Below are 16,885 nucleotides of genomic sequence, written 5' to 3'. Positions count from 1 at the left end.
CCCCGACCCGCCGGCGTCACCTGCCGTCGGCGGGGCGGGGAGCCCAGCGCTCCTCGACCTTCGCCAGGCGCCAGTACGCGAGGGCGGCCGCCCACACCACTACAAACAGCCCGACGATGACGAAGCCCACGTTGTCGAGGTCGAGCCCGGCGATCCAGCCCGTCACCGCGTCCCGCAGGTCCAGCTTGTCGTGCAACACTCCGACGAGCTCGATCGTGCCGATCAGGAAGGCCACCGCGATCGACAGTCCGGTGATGGTGAGGTTGTAGAACACCTTGCGGACCGGGTTCGAGAAAGCCCACTGGTAGGCGAAGTTCATGAACGTGCCGTCGAGGGTGTCGAACAGGCTCATCCCGGCCGCGAACAGCAGCGGCAGGCACAGGATGGCGTACCAGGGCAGCCCAGCCGCCGCCCCGCTGCCCGCCATCACCATCAGCGTGACCTCGGTCGCGGTGTCGAAGCCCAGGCCGAACAGGAAGCCGAGCGGGAACATCTGCCCGGGGCGGCTGATGGACCGGGTGAAGCGGCCGAGGATCCGGTTCATGAAACCCCGGGAGTCCAGGTGGGCTTCGAGTTCCTTCTCGTCGTACGTCCCCGCACGCATCGCCCGGAACACGCGCAGGATGCCCATCAACGCCACGAGGTTGAGGGCCGCGATGAGATAGAGGAACGAGCCGGAGACCGTCGTGCCGAGCACGCCGAGCACCTGGTGCGTACGGGAGTTCTCGTTCATCAGCCGCCCGGCCAGCTGGGTGCCCCCGGCGATCAGCGCGGCGAGCACCACCACCACACTGGAATGCCCGAGCGCGAACCAGAACCCGACCGACACCGGCCGCTTGCCGTCCGCCATCAGCTTGCGGGTGGTGTTGTCGATGGCGGCGATGTGGTCCGCGTCGAAGGCGTGCCGCATGCCCAGCGTGTACGCGGTGACGCCGAGCCCGATGCCGAACGCCTTGGAGCCGACCTCGTAGTGCTCGGGCACGACCAGCAGGAACAACACCCCGAACGCCGCCACGTGCAGGGCCGCGATCACCGCCAGCAGTCCGGCGGTCCGCAGGGTGTCCTCGCGCCGCCAGCGGAAGGAGGCGGCCTCGGGCAGGGCAGGGTCGGTCAGGGTCATACGGTCACGCTCCAGCACCTCGTGGATCACTTCGTGAGATGCCGTGGCCGGTCTCCTGGCTGACGGATCAACGCGCCCGCCCTAGCCTTCCCGGTCGACGTGCGACCAGTGGCGCCACCCAAAAAAGGGTGGCACGGGACGGGAACTCCCCGATCACAGTGGCGAGGGCCGCTCCGGCCTGAGTCCCTGGGGACTTTCACCGGTCTTCCCGAACACCACGGCCCGCCCACCTTAGGGCCGGGGCGGAACGCCTGCAAGACTGCACAGTTGCGCAGGTATCGAGAGGTATCGAAGATCACACGGGGACAGCTGGGAGAATGTGCGCATGCATCTCGTCCCCGCCGACCGCGCCGGCAGGCGCACCATCGACGGCCACCGGGTCTGCGAGGCCATCGAGGCCATCGGCGCCCCAGAGGCCGTACGCACCTGGGCCGAACGCTTCTCGCTGCTCGCCGACCCCGGCCGGCTCGCCCTGCTGCTGGCCCTGCACCGGGCCGGGCCGCTGGCCGTCTCCGACCTGGCGGTGGCGACCGGCATGAACGACCCGGCCGTCTCGCAGGCACTGCGGCTGCTGCGGACGGCCGAGGTGGTGGCGGGTGAGAAGGAGGGACGGATCGTCCGCTACCGGGTCATCGATCCGGTGGTGAACGAGCTGCTGAAGCAGGTGGCCTGACGAGGGCTCACCTCTTGTCGGCTCACTTCTTGTCGGCGCTCACCTCTCGTCGACGGCTCATTTGTTGTGGGAGGCCGGGTCCTTCTGCGGCGCCAGGTGGATGTCCTGGCTCGACAGCGTCATCGGCGACGAGGTGAAGGCCCGCAGCCGGATGCGGGTGCCCTTCTTGGGTATCGCGAAGCCCGTGCCCGGCGCCTGGATCCGGTACGTGGCCGAGGCGTGGGCGCCGACGGACGACGGGCCCTGGAGCACCTTCCAGTAGCTGCTCATGCCTTGGCCGGTGGTCACCGCGAAGTGGGGCTGGACAGCCGAGTCGCCGGCGTTGTTCACACGGACGGTGAGCGTCTTGACGGTCTGAGGCGTGCTCCGGGTGGAGCCGAGGGCCTGCATCCGCAACGGCGGTTTCCCGGTAGCCGCCACCGTCACGGCCACCAGGGCCGGCGCCACCAGGGCCCCGGCCAGCACCCTGCGGGCCGTCCGCCGACCGTGCAGCAGCCGGGGCTGCCAGGCGGTGGCGAACGCGGACGGCGGCACGGTGACCGCGGCCGCCAGCCACAGCGGCGTCATCATCAGGTAGTAGCCGTCCTGCGAGCGGGTCGCCAGGAAGAACGCGCACCAGGGCAGCACGGTCGCCGCCGGGCCCAGCCGGCGCACGAACAGCACGAACAGGGCCAGCAGACCCGCCGCCAGCAGCATGCTCGCGTGCGAGTACCAGGACAGACGGTCGCTGCCGTCGGTGTAGTACAGGGAGATGCCGACCAGACCCTGGCCGTGGATGATCGCACCCTGGGTGAGCGGCAGGGCGATGCCCTCCATCCAGGTGCGCGGCTCGGTCACGATGAAGTACGCGTTGATCAGCAGCCAGGTTCCGGCGGCGGTTCCCACGATCCGGCCCACGGCGAACGCCGCTTCGCGCGCCCCCAGCTCGCCGCGCCGCAGCGCGTAGACGCCGGCGAGCAGGAACGGCGTCAGGAACCACGGCAACTGCTGGGCGGCGCAGGCCACGCCCAGACAGGCCGCCCGCGCCCAGTCGGCCGGGCCGCCCGTGCCCATCCGCGTCCAGCGCACCACCACCGGGATCAGGAAGGCCAGCGCGACGACCGCCGGATAGCCGAGCCGGGCGTACATCGGGACCATGCCGAAGCCCAGGCAGACCATGGTGGCCGCCGAACGCCACGGCGTCGGCAGCATCTTCCACATGGCGATCGTGCCGAGGACGATCGCGGTGGTCGGGACGAGGACCTCGGGCAGCGCGCCGTGGCCGATCCACAGCAGCGGTGCGGTGAGCATCGCCGTCAGCGGCGGATAGCCGTAGGTGAAGTCGTAGCCGCCGTCCACCGTAGGGGTGTAGGCGACGGTGCTGTGGTGCCCGAACAGCCAGGGCCAGGCCTGTCCGTACACCGGGTTGCCGTGCAGCAGCTCACGGGCGGCCTGAATGGTGAGGATCGACTCGTCGCTGTAGTCGTGCAGCGCACCGGCCGCGCAGTAGACGAGGGTGATCCCTGTCAGCAGGACCACGAGATCGAGGCGCGTCAGCGAGCGGCTGCTGCGCACCACCAACGTGAGTACGCCCGTCACCAGGATCGACGCGTAGCAGACGGAGATCACCGCGGCGATCGGCGGCTGATGGCTGGCGGCGCTGTTCCACACGCTGCGCGTGCCGATGAACAGGCTGATGTTCGCGAGCAAGGTGAGAACGCGGTGCCACTGCGCGGGAGCCCGGCCCGGTTCCTCCTCACCACGTGCCACCAGCGGGCGCACCCACCGGGCGCTTGTCGACGGCTTCACTTCTGCCAAGTGCACGCGAGGAACGTAGGAGGGCTTCATGAACGTCGAGCGCCTGGAAGTAAAGACTCCGGTGTGGGAAGGGTGAGAGATACGTGTGTGGGGGGTTGCCTCAACGGTGGTTTTCTGCATATCGACCAGGCGCTGGTGGACGTCACCGAACATCAGTAGACGTCCCGCACATACCGCTTCTCCGCCGCGAGTTGCTTCACATACGCGGCCGCCTCCGCCTCGCTCAGACCGCCGTGCAGGACGGCGATGTCCCGCAGCGCCCGGTCGACGTCCTTGGCCATGCGGGAGGCGTCCCCGCAGACGTAGAAGCGGGCGCCCTCCCTCAGCCAGTGCCACAGCTCGGGGCCGTGCTCGCGCATCCGGTCCTGGACGTAGACCTTGGCGCGCTGGTCGCGGGAGAAGGCGGTGTCGAGGCGGGTGAGCACGCCGTCCTCCCGCAGCTTCGTCAGCTCCTCCTCGTAGTAGAAGTCGGTGGCGCGGTGCTGCTCGCCGAAGAACAGCCAGTTCGGTGCGGTGCGCCCCAGTTCGCGGCGTTCCTGGAGGAAACCGATGAAGGGGGCGACCCCGGTGCCGGGCCCCACCATCACCATCGGGGTCGAGCCGTCCGCCGGCGGCCGGAAGTGCGGCGATCGCTGTACGAAGACCGGCACCGGTGTGTCGGGCTCGGCGTCGGCGAGGAAACCGCCGCAGACCCCGGCGCGGGCCCGCCCGCGCAGACTCTCGTAGCGCACCACGGACACGGTCAGCGACACCCGGTGCGGGTCGACGAGCGGGCTCGACGAGATCGAGTACAGCCGGGGCTGCAACCGCTTGAGCACTCCCGCCCACTCCTCGGCCGAGGCCCGCACCGCGTACTCGGCCGCCACGTCGACGGCCTGCCGGCCCCAGCACCAGCGCGCCAGACCGTCCTTGTTGTCAGGGCGCAGCAACTGTCGCAGCTCCCGGTCGTCCCGGGCCCGTTCGGCGACGAAGCGCAGCAGGTCAGGGGTGATCCGGGTGATGTCGAGATGCCTGAGCAGGGCTTCGGCGAAGGGCACCTCGCCGACACCTGTGACCTCCACGGTGGCCGCACGGTCGATCCCCGTCACCTCCAGCCACTCCGCCACCAGGGCGGGCGAGTTGACCGGGCGCACACCGAGCGCGTCCCCGGTCTCGTAGGTGAGGCCGGTTCCGCTGGTGTCGAAGGTGAACCGGCGCACCTCCTTGCCCGCTCCGGGCAGGCTGAGCAGCCGGTTGCCGACGAGGCGGGCGGTCGCCGGGGCGGGTCTGCCCGGCTTCGGCTGGGCGGGGGCCGCCGCGGGGGCACCGCCGAGCGCCGTCAGCACCGCCTCCAGCCAGGCGTCCGCGGACGGCTCGTAGTCGGGTTCGCAGTCGGTGCGCGGCGCGAGGCGCACACCGCCCAGCTCCTGCAGACGTGCGTCCAGCCGGCGCCCGTGTCCGCAGAAGTCGTCGTACGACGAGTCGCCGAAGGCCAGCACGGCATAGCGCACACCGTCCAGGCGCGGAGCCTCCTGGCCGGAGAGAGCGTCCCAGAAGCCGGAGCCGTTGTCGGGCGCGTCACCGTCGCCGAACGTACTGGTGATCAGCAACAGGTCGGCATCACGCGGGAGTCGGCTGACGTCGGCCTCGTCCATGCCGACCAGGGTGGCCCGGTGCCCGGTCGCGGTGAGCCGCTGGGCGGTGGCCGCCGCGAACTCCTCCGCGTTTCCGGTCTGCGAGGCCCACAGCACCACGACCTCGCGGACGGCCGGTTCCCGCTCCGTGGGCGCGCTGCCCGCCCGCGAGTACATGCCGGCGAGGACGCCGTTGACCCACCGGGCGTGCTCGGGGCTGAAGGGCGCGTCCGGCGGCAGCACGGGCACACCGGGGGCACCGGAGCCGAGGCCCGCGAGGAAGCCGGTGAGGTACTGGCGCTCCTGGGCGGTCAGGACCGGCGGAGGGGCGGGGGCGAGGCCGAAGGGGTCGGCGGTGGGGGCGGCAGCGTGGACCTGCGGGACGGTCGCGGCGGGGGTCGCCGGAAGGTTCGCGGGTGCCGGCTCCGCCACCTTCGCCAGCGCCACCGCGCACGCCTTGAACTCGGGCTGGAAGGATATCGGGTCGACAGCGTCGCTGGTCACCGCGTTGACGCTGAGATACTCGCCGAACAGGTCGTTCCAGTGGAACGGGGCGAAACAGCAGCCCGGCCGCACCCGGTCCGTCACCACCGCGGGCAGCACGGCCCGCCCGCGCCGCGAGGCGACCTCGACCCGGTCGCCGTCCGCGATCCCGAGCGAGGCCGCGTCCTCGGGGTGCACCTCCACGAACGGCCCCGGGTTGAGCTTGTTGAGCTTGTCGACCTTCCCCGTCTTGGTCAGCGTGTGCCACTGGTGCTGCACCCGCCCGGTGTTCAGCAGGAACGGGAAGTCGTCGTCCGGCAGTTCGGCGGGCGGCAGGTGGGGCCGCGCGTGGAAGGCGGCCCGGCCGCTCGGAGTGGGAAACCTCAGCCCGCCGTCGACGTACCGGATCGGATTGCGCGCCGGACCGTCCTCCCGGGCGGCCGGCCACTGCACGGGCCCGGTCCGCAGCCGGTCATAGGTCACCCCACGCAGGTCCCAGCCGGTCTTCGGGTTCCAGGCGCGCCTGATCTCCTCGAAGACCTCCTCGGCGCTGTCGTACGAGAACCCCTCCGCGTACCCCATCTCCCGGGCGACCGCCGCGATCAGCCGCCAGTCGGCCATCGCCTCACCGGGCGGGTCCAGCGCGGGCCGGGCGAGGGCGAGCCCGCGCTCGCTGTTGACGAGGACGCCCTCTGCCTCGGCCCACATCGCACCGGGGAGGACCACGTCGGCGTACGCGTTGGTCTCGGTCTCCGCGAAGACGTCCTGGGCGACGACGAACTCGGCGGCCTCCAGGCCCTCGATGACCGTCTTGCGGTTGGCCACCGACGCCACCGGGTTGGTGCACATGATCCAGCAGGCCTTGATGTCGCCGTCCGCCATCTTCTGGAACATCTCGACGGTCCCGCGCCCCACCCCGTCCGCACGCAGCGCGCCCGCCTCGAGCCCCCACAGCTCCTCGACGAACGCCCGCTCCTCCGCCGCGAGCACCGACCGCTGGCCCGGCAGCCCCGGCCCCATGTACCCCATCTCGCGCCCGCCCATGGCGTTCGGCTGCCCGGTCAGGGAGAGCGGACCGCTGCCCGGACGGCAGATGGCGCCGGTCGCCAGGTGCAGGTTGACGAGCGCGTTGGTGTTCCAGGTGCCGTGCGTGGACTGGTTGAGTCCCATCGTCCAGCAGCTCGTCCACTCCTTCGCCTCACCGATGAGCCGCGCCGCCCGGCGGATGTCCTCCTCGGCGAGACCGGTGATCTCGGCGACCTTCGCGGGCGGGTAGTCGGCGAGGAAGGCGGGCATCGCCTCCCAGCCCTCGGTGTGCCGGGCGATGAAGTCCGCGTCCGTGTGCCCGTTCTCGTGCAGCAGGTGCAACAGCCCGTTCAGCAGGGCGAGGTCGGTGCCGGGGCGTATCTGCAGGAACAGATCGGCCTTCGTGGCGGTGGCGGTGCGCCGCGGATCGACGACGATCAGCTTGGCACCCGCCTTGACCCGGTCCATCAGCCGCAGGAAGAGGATCGGATGGCAGTCGGCCATGTTCGAGCCGATGACCAGGAACACGTCCGCCTTGTCCAGGTCGTCGTACGAGCCCGGCGGGCCGTCGGCGCCCAGCGACATCTTGTAACCGGCGCCCGCGCTCGCCATGCACAGCCGCGAGTTCGACTCGATCTGGTTGGTCCGTACGAAGCCCTTGGCCAGCTTGTTGGCGAGGTACTGCGCCTCAAGGCTCAGCTGGCCCGACACATAGAACGCGACAGCGTCCGGGCCGTGCTCGTCGACGATCTCCCGCAGCCGGCGGGCGGTCTCGCGCACGGCCGCGTCCACGGGCGCGGGCACCGGCTCCGCGCCCCGGTCGTCGCGCACCAGCGCCGTGGTCAGCCGCCCGGGTGCCGACAGCATGTCCGCGGTGGTGGCGCCCTTGGTGCACAGCCGGCCGCGGTTGGCGGGGTGCTCCTTGTCACCGGACGCCTTGACGACGCGACGGCGGCCGTCGGGACCGGTCGCGACGTCGAGCACGATCCCGCAGCCGACGCCGCAGTACGAGCAGACGGTCCGTATCTGCTGCGTTCCGGGGCTCGTGGTCATGTCGTCGACCGTACGAATTGCCCGTTACGCGGATGTCACGTGCGCGATCTTGAGCCGTTACGCGCCCTGCACACCGGGCGCGAAACCGCTGTGAGGCGGCGCCGGCGCGGTACTGGAGGGGCGCTCTCCGGCCGAAGTGACCCGGGGAGTGTCGTTTGAGTGACCCCGGGAGTGTCGCGGTCCGTGTCGCTGTTGGGCCGAACGGGTGACCATGCGCAACAATTGCCTGGTGCAGACGATGAGTGCGAGCCGACACGGGGAGGGCCGGTGAACAGCCACGATGTCACCGACGAACAGTGGGAGGGGCTCGCTCAGGTCGTTCCGCTGCGGGGCCGGGACGCCTGGCCGTCGGCGGTCGACCACCGCGCGCTGCCCGAGGCGGAGACCGAGGCGCGCCGCCGCTTCGTCGTCCTGAGGGTCAATGTGTTCGCGGACGCCCGCGACGTCGCCGAGACCCTGATGGCGGGGGTACCGGTCCTGCTCGACCTCACCGGCGCGGAGACGGACGTCGCCAAGCGGGTCCTGGACTTCAGTACGGGCGTCGTCTTCGGGCTGTCGAGCGGGATGCACCGGGTGGACCGCAATGTGTTCCTGCTGACGCCGCGGGGCACGGAGGTGCGCGGACTCATGGAGGAGGCGGGGGTTCCCGGCGTCTGAGTCCCCGACCGAGTTCCCGACGGGCCGCCGATCGCTCGATCGTAGGAAGCCCGCGGGGCCGGAACGGTTCGCCGGCCGGCCACAGACCTACGGTCCCGGATATGACCCTGTCATCTGCGCCACCCACGCCCGCCGCCCCTGAGCAAGCCGCGTCCGCTGTCCCCCTGCCGGCCGCTGCCGCCGGCCCGCGTCCGGACCGGCCGTGTGTCACCGAACTTCGGCTGTCCGCCTTCGCCGGGCATCGGCGCGCCACCTTCCCGCTGGGTCCCCTCACGCTGTTCGCCGGGCCGAGCGGTTCGGGCAAGTCACGCGCGCTGCAGGCGTACGAGGCGCTCGCCCGGCTCGGCGGCGGTGCGGAGCTGGCGGAGGTGTTCCCGGACCCGGTGGCCTGCGTGCCCGAGCGGGCGCGGCCCGACGCCCAGTGGCGGCGCGGATTCCGGATCGGCTGCACGGCCGACGGACCCGAGGGACCCGTCCGGCTCGACGTCGCCGTGCAGGCCGAGCCCGAACTCCGCATCGTCGGCGAGCGGTTGGCCTCCGGCGGTCTGGTCCTGCTGGAGACCGCGCTGCGCGACCCGCGCCGCCCGGTGGTGCAGGCGGCCTGGCACACCGCCGGCGCAACCCCGGTCACCCGGGGCCCGCTGCCGGACGACCGCCTCGGCACCGCCCTGCTGCCGCTACGCGTCGCCGGCAAGACCGACGGCCAGCGCCGGGTGCTCGCGGCGGCCGAGCAGATGGTGGTCGCCCTGCGCTCGGTCTTCGCCTGCGACCCGAGCCCCGGTCGGATGCGCGCCCCCGTCCCGCTGGGCGCCGGCCGGCTGCTGCCGGACTGCGGCAACCTCGCGGACGTCCTGTGGCGCACGCGCGCGGAGTGCGGCCGACGGCACGCGCTGCTGACCGCGGCGGTCGCCGCCGGGTGCCCGGGACAAGTGGTCGACCTGCTGGCGGACCCGCTCGGCGACGGCACGGTCCGCGCGCTGCTCGACCGGGGCGACGGACAGCGCACCCCGCTGAAGCTGCTGGGCGACGGGGAACTGCGGTACGTGGCCCTGGCCCTCGTCCTGCTCACCGGCCCGGGCGTCCTGGAGGTCGACCCTGCCGGTGAGGTACCGGCGGCGTTGCAGACCCTCACCGTCCTGGCGGACGGCTTCGACCGCCGCATGGACCGGCGGCAGGTGCAGGAACTGCTCCGGCTGGCGGCGCGGATGTGCGAGCGGGGCCACATCCGGCTGGTGGGCGCGATGAGCGAGGTGCCCCGGGCAGCGGGGGCGGACGGCGTGACGGTGGTAGACCTGAGCGCGTGACAGAGGAACCCGGGCGGCGCGAGGACCTGACCGTGGCGCGGCTGCAGCGCCGGCTCGCCGACTTCGCGGCCGCCCGCGACTGGCAGCCGTACCACACTCCCAAGAACCTGGTGGCCGCGCTGAGCGTGGAGGCGTCCGAACTCGTCGAGATCTTCCAGTGGTTGACGCCGGAGGAGTCCGCGCGCGTGATGGAGGACCCGGACACGGCCCACCGGGTCACGGACGAGGTCGCGGACGTCCTGGCGTACCTGCTCCAACTCTGCGAGGTGTTGGGCATCGACGCGCTGGCGGCACTGGACGCGAAGATCGACCGCAACGAGGAGAGGTTTCCGGCACCGGGAAAGGAATGATCACAAGACCCTGGACCGTCACTCTCCGGAGTCGTTGAGTTGTCCACATCTCCCCTGGTTGTCCACAGATTTCGTACCAGCTCTGGCTTTTCGGCCCGACTGCCCTCACTCTGGGTAGTGGACACCGGAGTTCGGGCAGACGTGCGGAAGCGCGTCGGACAGAGCGGGGGCAGGGCATGGACGCGGTGCGGCTCATCATGGCGAGCAGGCGCGCCCTGGCGGGGAGCGAGGACGGGCCGAAGATCATGGCGGAGGCATGGCAGGCCTACGCCCTGGCACAGGCGATCGGAAGTCGCCTGGCGGTCTCCGGCCCGCCCGAACTGCGGGGCGAGGCACTGGGGTTGACTGAGCTGGCGGGCAGGGGCTGCGGCGTGCTCGACACGCCGCCCGTCGACGTGGCCGATCTGCGCGCGGCCCAGCTCACCGAGCTGGGCGACGCCCGCAAGGGGCTCCTCGACCTCGGCTCCCTCCTCATGGAACTGGGCATGGCCCTCGTCGCGGTGGCGAGCGCGGCGGACGACGAGGGCACGTACTGGCAGTGCATGGAGGCGATAGACGCGGCGGACGAGTCGAGGGACCGGGTCAGGGAGATGCTGCGCAGACTGGCGGCGAGAGACGGCGAGATACGGGAGCGGGACCGGGCGCCGGGCTGAATGGCGGTGCCCTTCCACCCGGCACCTACGGGGACCGAGGGGGGTGCCCTTCGACCCGTCCGGGCGGCGGGCGGAGCGGGGCCCCTTCGCCCCGTCCCGGGCAGGGGGCGGCGGCTCAGCCTCGGTCGCCGTCCCCGGCCTGCGGCCCCCGCAGCTCCGCCCCCAGTTCCGTCAGGTCCGCGGTGAGCGCCGCCATCAGCTGCTCCATCCGCTCCAGCAACCCCTCAGGCCGACCGGCGGCAGCCTCCTGCGGTACCCCGCCGGGGGACACGGCTTCCTGGGACATGTGCTGGGACATGAGACCTCCTCGGCCCTGACGCCCCCGGGCGCGGCCGCCGGCGACGGGTGCCGGGCGGTCCGGCTCCGCACCAGCAACGATCACCACCCGACACGGTCACCGATCATCCGCACATCGGCCTGTCGGATGGACGGATTTTCACCCGCCCGGGGCCGGAGAGCGGCAGCGGGAGGGTTCGGCCGACCGGTGTTCGACCGTGCAGGATGGACGCATGGATCTTCGCATCTTCACCGAGCCCCAGCAGGGCGCCACCTACGACACGCTCCTCGCCGTCGCCAAGGCCACCGAGGACCTCGGCTTCGATGCCTTCTTCCGCTCCGACCACTATCTGAAGATGGGCAGCGTGGATGGCCTCCCCGGCCCCACCGACGCCTGGATCACCCTGGCGGGCCTCGCCCGTGAGACCAAGCGCATCCGCCTCGGCACACTGATGACCGCCGCCACCTTCCGGCTCCCCGGCGTCCTCGCCATCCAGGTCGCCCAGGTCGACCAGATGTCCGGCGGGCGCGTCGAACTGGGCCTGGGCGCGGGCTGGTTCGAGGAGGAGCACAAGGCGTACGGCATCCCGTTCCCGACGGAGAAGTTCGCCCGCCTCGAGGAGCAGCTGGAGATCGTCACCGGGCTGTGGGCGACCAAGACCGGCGAGACCTTCGACTTCCATGGAAAGTATTACGACCTGACCGACTCGCCCGCCTTGCCCAAGCCCGCCCAGGACAGGATCCCCGTGCTCATCGGCGGTCACGGCGCCAGCCGCACCCCGCGGCTCGCCGCCCGGTACGCCGACGAGTTCAACATCCCGTTCGGGTCGATCGAGGACAGCGAGCGTCAGTTCAGCCGGGTCCGGGCTGCCGCGGCGGAGGCCGGACGGGACCCGAACGCCCTGACGTACTCCACCGCACTCGTGGTCTGCGTCGGCAAGGACGACCAGGAGGTGGCGCGCCGTGCCGCCGCGATCGGCCGCGAGGTCGACGAGCTGAAGGCCAACGGCCTCGCGGGCACCCCGGCCGAGGTCGTCGACAAGATCGGCCGGTACGCGGAGATCGGCACCCAGCGTGTCTACCTCCAGGTACTGGACCTCGACGACCTGGACCACCTGGAGCTGATCTCCTCGCGGGTCCAGTCCCAGCTGCAGTAGCTCGGACGGCTCGCGGGACGTGTCCGCCCCGCCCTCCGGGGCGGGCGGCACGGTTCGAAATCCGGTGGCCCCCGGTGCCCGGCGGCCGGGAGACTCAGGGCATGTTCCTGACCATCGGCACCACCGGCACACCCGAACGCCCCGCGACCGACCTCGGCTTCCTGCTGCACAAGCACCCCGACACCGCGCAGGCGTTCTCCACCTCCTACGGCACGGCTCACGTCCTCTACCCCGAGGCGGATGCCCAGCGCTGCACGGCCGCGCTGCTGCTGGAGGTCGATGCGGTGGCGCTGGTGCGCAGGGGCAGGGGCAAGGGCCGCGGCGGCGCGCCCGACGCGGCGCTCGCCCAGTACGTCAACGACCGCCCCTACGCGGCGTCCTCCCTGCTCGCCGTGGCGCTGAGCAGCGTGTTCTCCACCGCGATGAGGGGCGTGTGCAAGGCCCTGCCGGGGCGCGCCGAGCAGCCGCTGCCGTTGCGCATCGAGATACCCGCGCTCCCGGCCCGCGGTGGGCCCCACCTCGTACGGCGTCTGTTCGAGCCGCTCGGCTGGGCGGTCACCGCCGAACCGGTCGCGCTGGACACCGAGTTCCCGGAGTGGGGCGACTCGCGCTACGTGCGTCTCGTCCTGGAGTCCGACGCCCTGACCCTGGCGCAGGCCCTGCGCCACCTGTACGTCCTGCTGCCCGTCCTTGACGACGCCAAGCACTACTGGGTCTCCTCCGAGGAGGTCGACAAGCTGTTGCGAGCAGGTGAGGGCTGGCTGCCCGACCACCCGGAGCAGAAGCTGATCACCAGCCGCTACCTCGGGCGCCGCTGGTCGCTGACCCGGCAGGCGATGGAGCGGCTGGAGCTGGTGCGGCTCGCGGAGGCGGACGACAGCGACGTGGACGAGATCGACAACGCGGTCGAGCCGTCCGACGAAGCCGGGGAGATCGACACCGCGGCGGACGAGGGCGACGGCGCGGTCGAGGAGGAGACGGGGACGCAGGAGAGGCCGGTCCCGCTCGCCGTGCGGCGCAGGGAGGCCATCGTCGCGGCGCTGAAGGAGTCCGCCGCCGCCCGGGTGCTGGATCTGGGCTGCGGGCAGGGCCAGTTGGTGCAGGCACTGCTGAAGGACACGCGGTTCACCGAGATCGTCGGTGTGGACGTGTCGATGCGGGCGCTCACCATCGCCTCCCGGCGGCTGAAACTGGACCGCATGGGGGAGCGGCAGGCGTCCCGCGTCCGGCTCTTCCAGAGCTCGCTCGCGTACACGGACCGCCGGCTCAAGGGGTACGACGCCGCCGTGCTGAGCGAGGTGATCGAGCACGTCGACCTGCCCCGGCTGTCCGCCCTGGAGTACGCGGTGTTCGGCGCGGCCCGTCCGCGCACCGTCCTCGTGACGACACCGAACGTCGAGTACAACGTGCGCTGGGAGAGCCTGCCCGCCGGGCACGTCCGGCACGGCGACCACCGCTTCGAGTGGACGCGTGAGGAGTTCCGGGCCTGGGCGGGCCGGGTCGCCGAACGGCACGGCTACACCGTCGACTTCCGGCCCGTGGGCCCCGACGACCCCGAGGTGGGGCCGCCCACGCAGATGGCCGTGTTCACCCTGACCACCGCGACGACCTCGACCACAGCCACCATGAGCACCACGAACACCACCACGACCATCACGAAGGAGGGGAGGGCGGCATGACCGTGAGCGAGACCAAGGGGCGCACGCTGCCCGTCACCGACCTGTCCCTCGTGGTGCTGATCGGCGCCTCCGGATCGGGCAAGTCGACCTTCGCCCGCAGGCACTTCAAGCCGACCGAGGTCATCTCCTCCGACTTCTGCCGCGGCCTGGTGTCCGACGACGAGAACGACCAGAGCGCCACCCGGGACGCCTTCGACGTGCTGCACCACATCGCCGGCAAGCGCCTCGCGGCCGGCCGTCGCACCGTCGTGGACGCGACGAGCGTGCAGCAGGACGCCCGCCGTCAGCTGATCGACCTGGCCAGGCAGTACGACGTCCTGCCCATCGCGATCGTGCTCGACGTGCCGGAGGAGGTGTGCGCCGAGCGCAACGCGGCCCGCACCGACCGGGCGGACATGCCCCGCCGGGTCATCCGGCGCCACACCCGCGAACTGCGCCGTTCGCTCAGGCACCTGGAGCGTGAAGGCTTCCGCAAGGTGCACGTCCTGCGGGGCGTGGAGGAGGTCGAGAACGCGACCGTCGTCACCGAGAAGCGCTTCAACGACCTGACCCACCTCACCGGCCCCTTCGACATCATCGGTGACGTGCACGGCTGCTCGTCCGAACTGGAGGCGCTGCTCGGCAAGCTGGGCTACGTCGACGGCGTGCACCCCGAGGGCCGTACGGCGGTCTTCGTCGGCGACCTGGTCGACCGGGGCCCGGACAGCCCGGGCGTGCTGCGCCGCGTGATGTCCATGGTGAAGTCGGGCGACGCGCTCTGCGTGCCGGGCAACCACGAGAACAAGTACGGGCGGTTCCTCAAGGGCCGCAACGTCCAGCGCACCCATGGACTCGCCGAGACCGTCGCGCAGATGGAGGGCGAGAGCGAGGAGTTCAAGCGGGAGGTACGGGAGTTCATCGACGGCCTGGTCAGCCACTACGTCCTCGACGGCGGCCGGCTGGTCGTCTGTCACGCCGGCCTGCCCGAGAAGTACCACGGCCGCACCTCCGGCCGGGTCCGCTCGCACGCGCTGTACGGCGACACGACGGGGGAGACGGACGAGTTCGGGCTGCCGGTGCGTTACCCGTGGGCGGAGGACTACCGGGGCCGGGCGGCGGTGGTGTACGGCCACACGCCCGTCCCGCAGGCCACCTGGCTGAACAACACCATCTGCTTGGACACCGGCGCCGTGTTCGGCGGCAAGCTGACCGCGCTGCGCTGGCCGGAGCGGGAGCTGGTGGACGTACCGGCCGAGCGGGTCTGGTACGAGCCGGCCCGGCCGCTGGCCACCGAGGCGCCCGGCGGCCACGAGGGCCGTCCGCTGGACCTGGCGGACGTGCACGGCCGCAGGGCGGTGGAGACCCGGAACGCGGGCCGGGTCTCGGTCCGCGAGGAGAACGCGGCGGCGGCCCTGGAGGTCATGAGCCGCTTCGCGGTGGACCCGCGCCTGCTGCCGTACCTGCCACCGACGATGGCACCCACGGCCACCTCGCGTGTCGAGGGCTACCTGGAGCACCCCGAGGAGGCTTTCGCGCAGTACCGGGAGGACGGCGTCGCGCGGGTCGTGTGCGAGGAGAAGCACATGGGGTCGCGGGCGGTGGCCCTGGTGTGCCGGGACGCGGAGGCCGCGCGCGAGCGGTTCGGAGTCGACGGCCCGACGGGTTCGCTCTACACGCGCACCGGCCGGCCGTTCTTCGACGACGAGTCCGTGACGGAGCAGATCCTCGACCGGCTGCGGTCGGCGATCGGCGGTGCGGGCCTGTGGGAGGAACTGGGGACCGAGTGGTTGCTGCTCGACGCCGAGCTGATGCCGTGGTCGCTGAAGGCGTCGGGGCTGCTGCGCGGTCAGTACGCGGCGGTGGGCGCGGCGTCCGGTGCCGCGTTCCCGGGCGTCCTGGCCGCGCTGGAGGGCGTGGCGGACCGGGGCGTCGACGTCGCCGGCCTGCTGGCCCGCCAGCGCGGACGTGCCGCCGACGCGGCGGCGTTCACGGCGGCCTACCGCCGCTACTGCTGGTCGACGGACGGTCTGGAGGGCGTCCGCCTGGCGCCGTTCCAGCTCCTCGCGGTGCAGGGCCGCAGTCTCGCGGCCGTGCCGCACGACGAGCAGCTGGCGCTGCTCGACCGGCTGGTCGAGCACGACGGAACCGGCCTGCTGCAGACGACCCGCCGTCTGTACGTCGACACCGGCGACCCGGAGTCGGTGCGGGCCGGGGTCGACTGGTGGCTGGAGATGACGGGCCGGGGCGGCGAGGGCATGGTCGTCAAGCCGGTTCAGGCACTGGTCCGCAGCGCGGCCGGCCGCCTGGTGCAGCCGGGCGTCAAGTGCCGGGGCCGTGAGTACCTCCGGATCATCTACGGCCCGGAGTACACGCGCCCGGACAACCTCGCCCGGCTCCGCCAGAGGTTCCTGAACCACAAGCGCTCCCTCGCGATCCGCGAGTACGCCCTGGGCCTGGAAGCCCTGGACCGCCTGGCGGAGGGCGAGCCGCTGTGGCGGGTGCACGAGGCCGTGTTCGCGGTGCTCGCCCTGGAGTCGGAGCCGGTCGACCCCCGCCTGTGACTCGACCGCGCCGCAGTGGGGGCCGGGCCACCGTCCCGGTCCCGGTCCCGTCCCGGTCCCGTCCCGGTCCCGTCCCGGTCCCGGTCCCGTCCCGGTCCCGGTCCCGTCCCGGTCCCGGTCCCGTCCCGGTCCCGGTCCCGTCCCGGTCCCGGTCCCGGTCCCGTCCCGGTCCCGGTCCCGGTCCCGTCCCGGTCCCGGTCCCGCCCCGGTCCCGGTCCCGTCCCGGTCCCGGTCCCGCCCCAGCCCCGTTGCGGTCCCGCCCCAGCCCCGCCCCAGTCCCGTCCCGCCCCAGCCCCGCCCCAGTCCCGGTCCCGCCCCAGCCCCGCCCCGGTCCCGGTCCCGCCCCGGTCCCGCCCCGGTCCCGTCCCGTCCCGCCCCGTCCCGCCCCAGTCCCGGTCCCGCCCCGCGACGCCCCGCGACGCCCCGCGACGCCGTGCGCCGGGGAGTCGGCCCCGGCCGCCGGCCGCCACGCCGTGCGGCGGCCGCCGCACGGCTGACCTCGGG

General features: G+C 72.3%; 12 protein-coding genes and 1 riboswitch. Of the genes, 8 read left to right on the top strand and 4 right to left on the bottom strand.

Annotated elements, in window-relative coordinates:
- Positions 1-16 precede the first annotated feature (16 nt).
- Positions 17-1,120 carry a HoxN/HupN/NixA family nickel/cobalt transporter gene (locus ACFYZJ_RS02155; protein ID WP_388561860.1) on the bottom strand — a complete coding sequence of 368 codons (1,104 nt, stop codon included), beginning with the start codon at positions 1,118-1,120 and terminating at the stop codon, positions 17-19.
- A gap of 27 nt (positions 1,121-1,147) precedes the next feature.
- Positions 1,148-1,355, bottom strand: a riboswitch (cobalamin riboswitch).
- 90 nt (positions 1,356-1,445) lie between these two features.
- On the opposite strand from ACFYZJ_RS02155, the gene ACFYZJ_RS02150 reads away from it, so the two are divergent.
- Positions 1,446-1,793: an ArsR/SmtB family transcription factor gene (locus ACFYZJ_RS02150; RefSeq protein ID WP_388561858.1), complete on the top strand. Its 348-nt coding sequence runs from the start codon at positions 1,446-1,448 to the stop codon at positions 1,791-1,793.
- A 57-nt stretch (positions 1,794-1,850) separates the two neighbouring features.
- Here ACFYZJ_RS02150 and ACFYZJ_RS02145 read toward each other — a convergent pair whose 3' ends face one another.
- Positions 1,851-3,596 (bottom strand): hypothetical protein, encoded by a 1,746-nt coding sequence (locus ACFYZJ_RS02145; RefSeq protein WP_388561856.1) that lies wholly within the window; start codon positions 3,594-3,596, stop codon positions 1,851-1,853.
- A gap of 146 nt (positions 3,597-3,742) precedes the next feature.
- Positions 3,743-7,765, bottom strand: coding sequence for a molybdopterin-dependent oxidoreductase (locus tag ACFYZJ_RS02140; protein WP_388561854.1), 4,023 nt, complete (start codon positions 7,763-7,765; stop codon positions 3,743-3,745).
- Positions 7,766-8,032: 267 nt separating this feature from the next.
- Between ACFYZJ_RS02140 and ACFYZJ_RS02135 the strand changes: the two genes are divergently transcribed.
- The 4 genes from ACFYZJ_RS02135 to ACFYZJ_RS02120 all read left to right on the top strand — a co-directional run bounded on the left by ACFYZJ_RS02135 (position 8,033) and on the right by ACFYZJ_RS02120 (position 10,729).
- The gene (locus ACFYZJ_RS02135) at positions 8,033-8,422 is read left to right on the top strand and encodes a cell division protein SepF (RefSeq protein ID WP_388561852.1); all 390 of its coding nucleotides are present in this window, start codon (positions 8,033-8,035) and stop codon (positions 8,420-8,422) included.
- Positions 8,423-8,523: 101 nt separating this feature from the next.
- Positions 8,524-9,726: an AAA family ATPase gene (locus ACFYZJ_RS02130; protein ID WP_388561850.1), complete on the top strand. Its 1,203-nt coding sequence runs from the start codon at positions 8,524-8,526 to the stop codon at positions 9,724-9,726.
- The gene (locus ACFYZJ_RS02125) at positions 9,723-10,076 is read left to right on the top strand and encodes a nucleotide pyrophosphohydrolase (RefSeq protein ID WP_388561848.1); all 354 of its coding nucleotides are present in this window, start codon (positions 9,723-9,725) and stop codon (positions 10,074-10,076) included. The genes ACFYZJ_RS02130 and ACFYZJ_RS02125 overlap by 4 nt, the downstream gene beginning before the upstream one ends.
- A gap of 176 nt (positions 10,077-10,252) precedes the next feature.
- Positions 10,253-10,729: a DUF6099 family protein gene (locus ACFYZJ_RS02120; RefSeq protein WP_388561846.1), complete on the top strand. Its 477-nt coding sequence runs from the start codon at positions 10,253-10,255 to the stop codon at positions 10,727-10,729.
- Between the two features lie 115 nt (positions 10,730-10,844).
- Here the strand turns inward: ACFYZJ_RS02120 and ACFYZJ_RS02115 are convergent, their stop codons facing one another.
- Positions 10,845-11,027 (bottom strand): hypothetical protein, encoded by a 183-nt coding sequence (locus tag ACFYZJ_RS02115; RefSeq protein ID WP_388561844.1) that lies wholly within the window; start codon positions 11,025-11,027, stop codon positions 10,845-10,847.
- A 211-nt stretch (positions 11,028-11,238) separates the two neighbouring features.
- On the opposite strand from ACFYZJ_RS02115, the gene ACFYZJ_RS02110 reads away from it, so the two are divergent.
- From ACFYZJ_RS02110 to ACFYZJ_RS02100, 3 genes are all read left to right on the top strand, one after another.
- Positions 11,239-12,162 (top strand): LLM class F420-dependent oxidoreductase, encoded by a 924-nt coding sequence (locus tag ACFYZJ_RS02110; protein WP_388561842.1) that lies wholly within the window; start codon positions 11,239-11,241, stop codon positions 12,160-12,162.
- Positions 12,163-12,263: 101 nt separating this feature from the next.
- A complete protein-coding gene (locus ACFYZJ_RS02105; protein ID WP_388561840.1) occupies positions 12,264-13,841 on the top strand; it encodes a 3' terminal RNA ribose 2'-O-methyltransferase Hen1 in 1,578 nt (525 codons plus the stop codon).
- Entirely contained in the window at positions 13,838-16,381 is a 2,544-nt protein-coding gene (locus tag ACFYZJ_RS02100; protein WP_388561838.1) for a polynucleotide kinase-phosphatase, read from the top strand. Before ACFYZJ_RS02105 ends, ACFYZJ_RS02100 begins: the two co-directional genes overlap by 4 nt.
- The last annotated feature ends 504 nt before the right edge of the window (positions 16,382-16,885 follow it).

This window comes from Streptomyces sp. NPDC001848 (assembly GCF_042891915.1).
Taxonomy (GTDB): domain Bacteria; phylum Actinomycetota; class Actinomycetes; order Streptomycetales; family Streptomycetaceae; genus Streptomyces.
The sequence above is the reverse complement of the archived record's forward strand: the minus strand, read 5'-3'. Positions and strand labels throughout refer to the sequence as shown.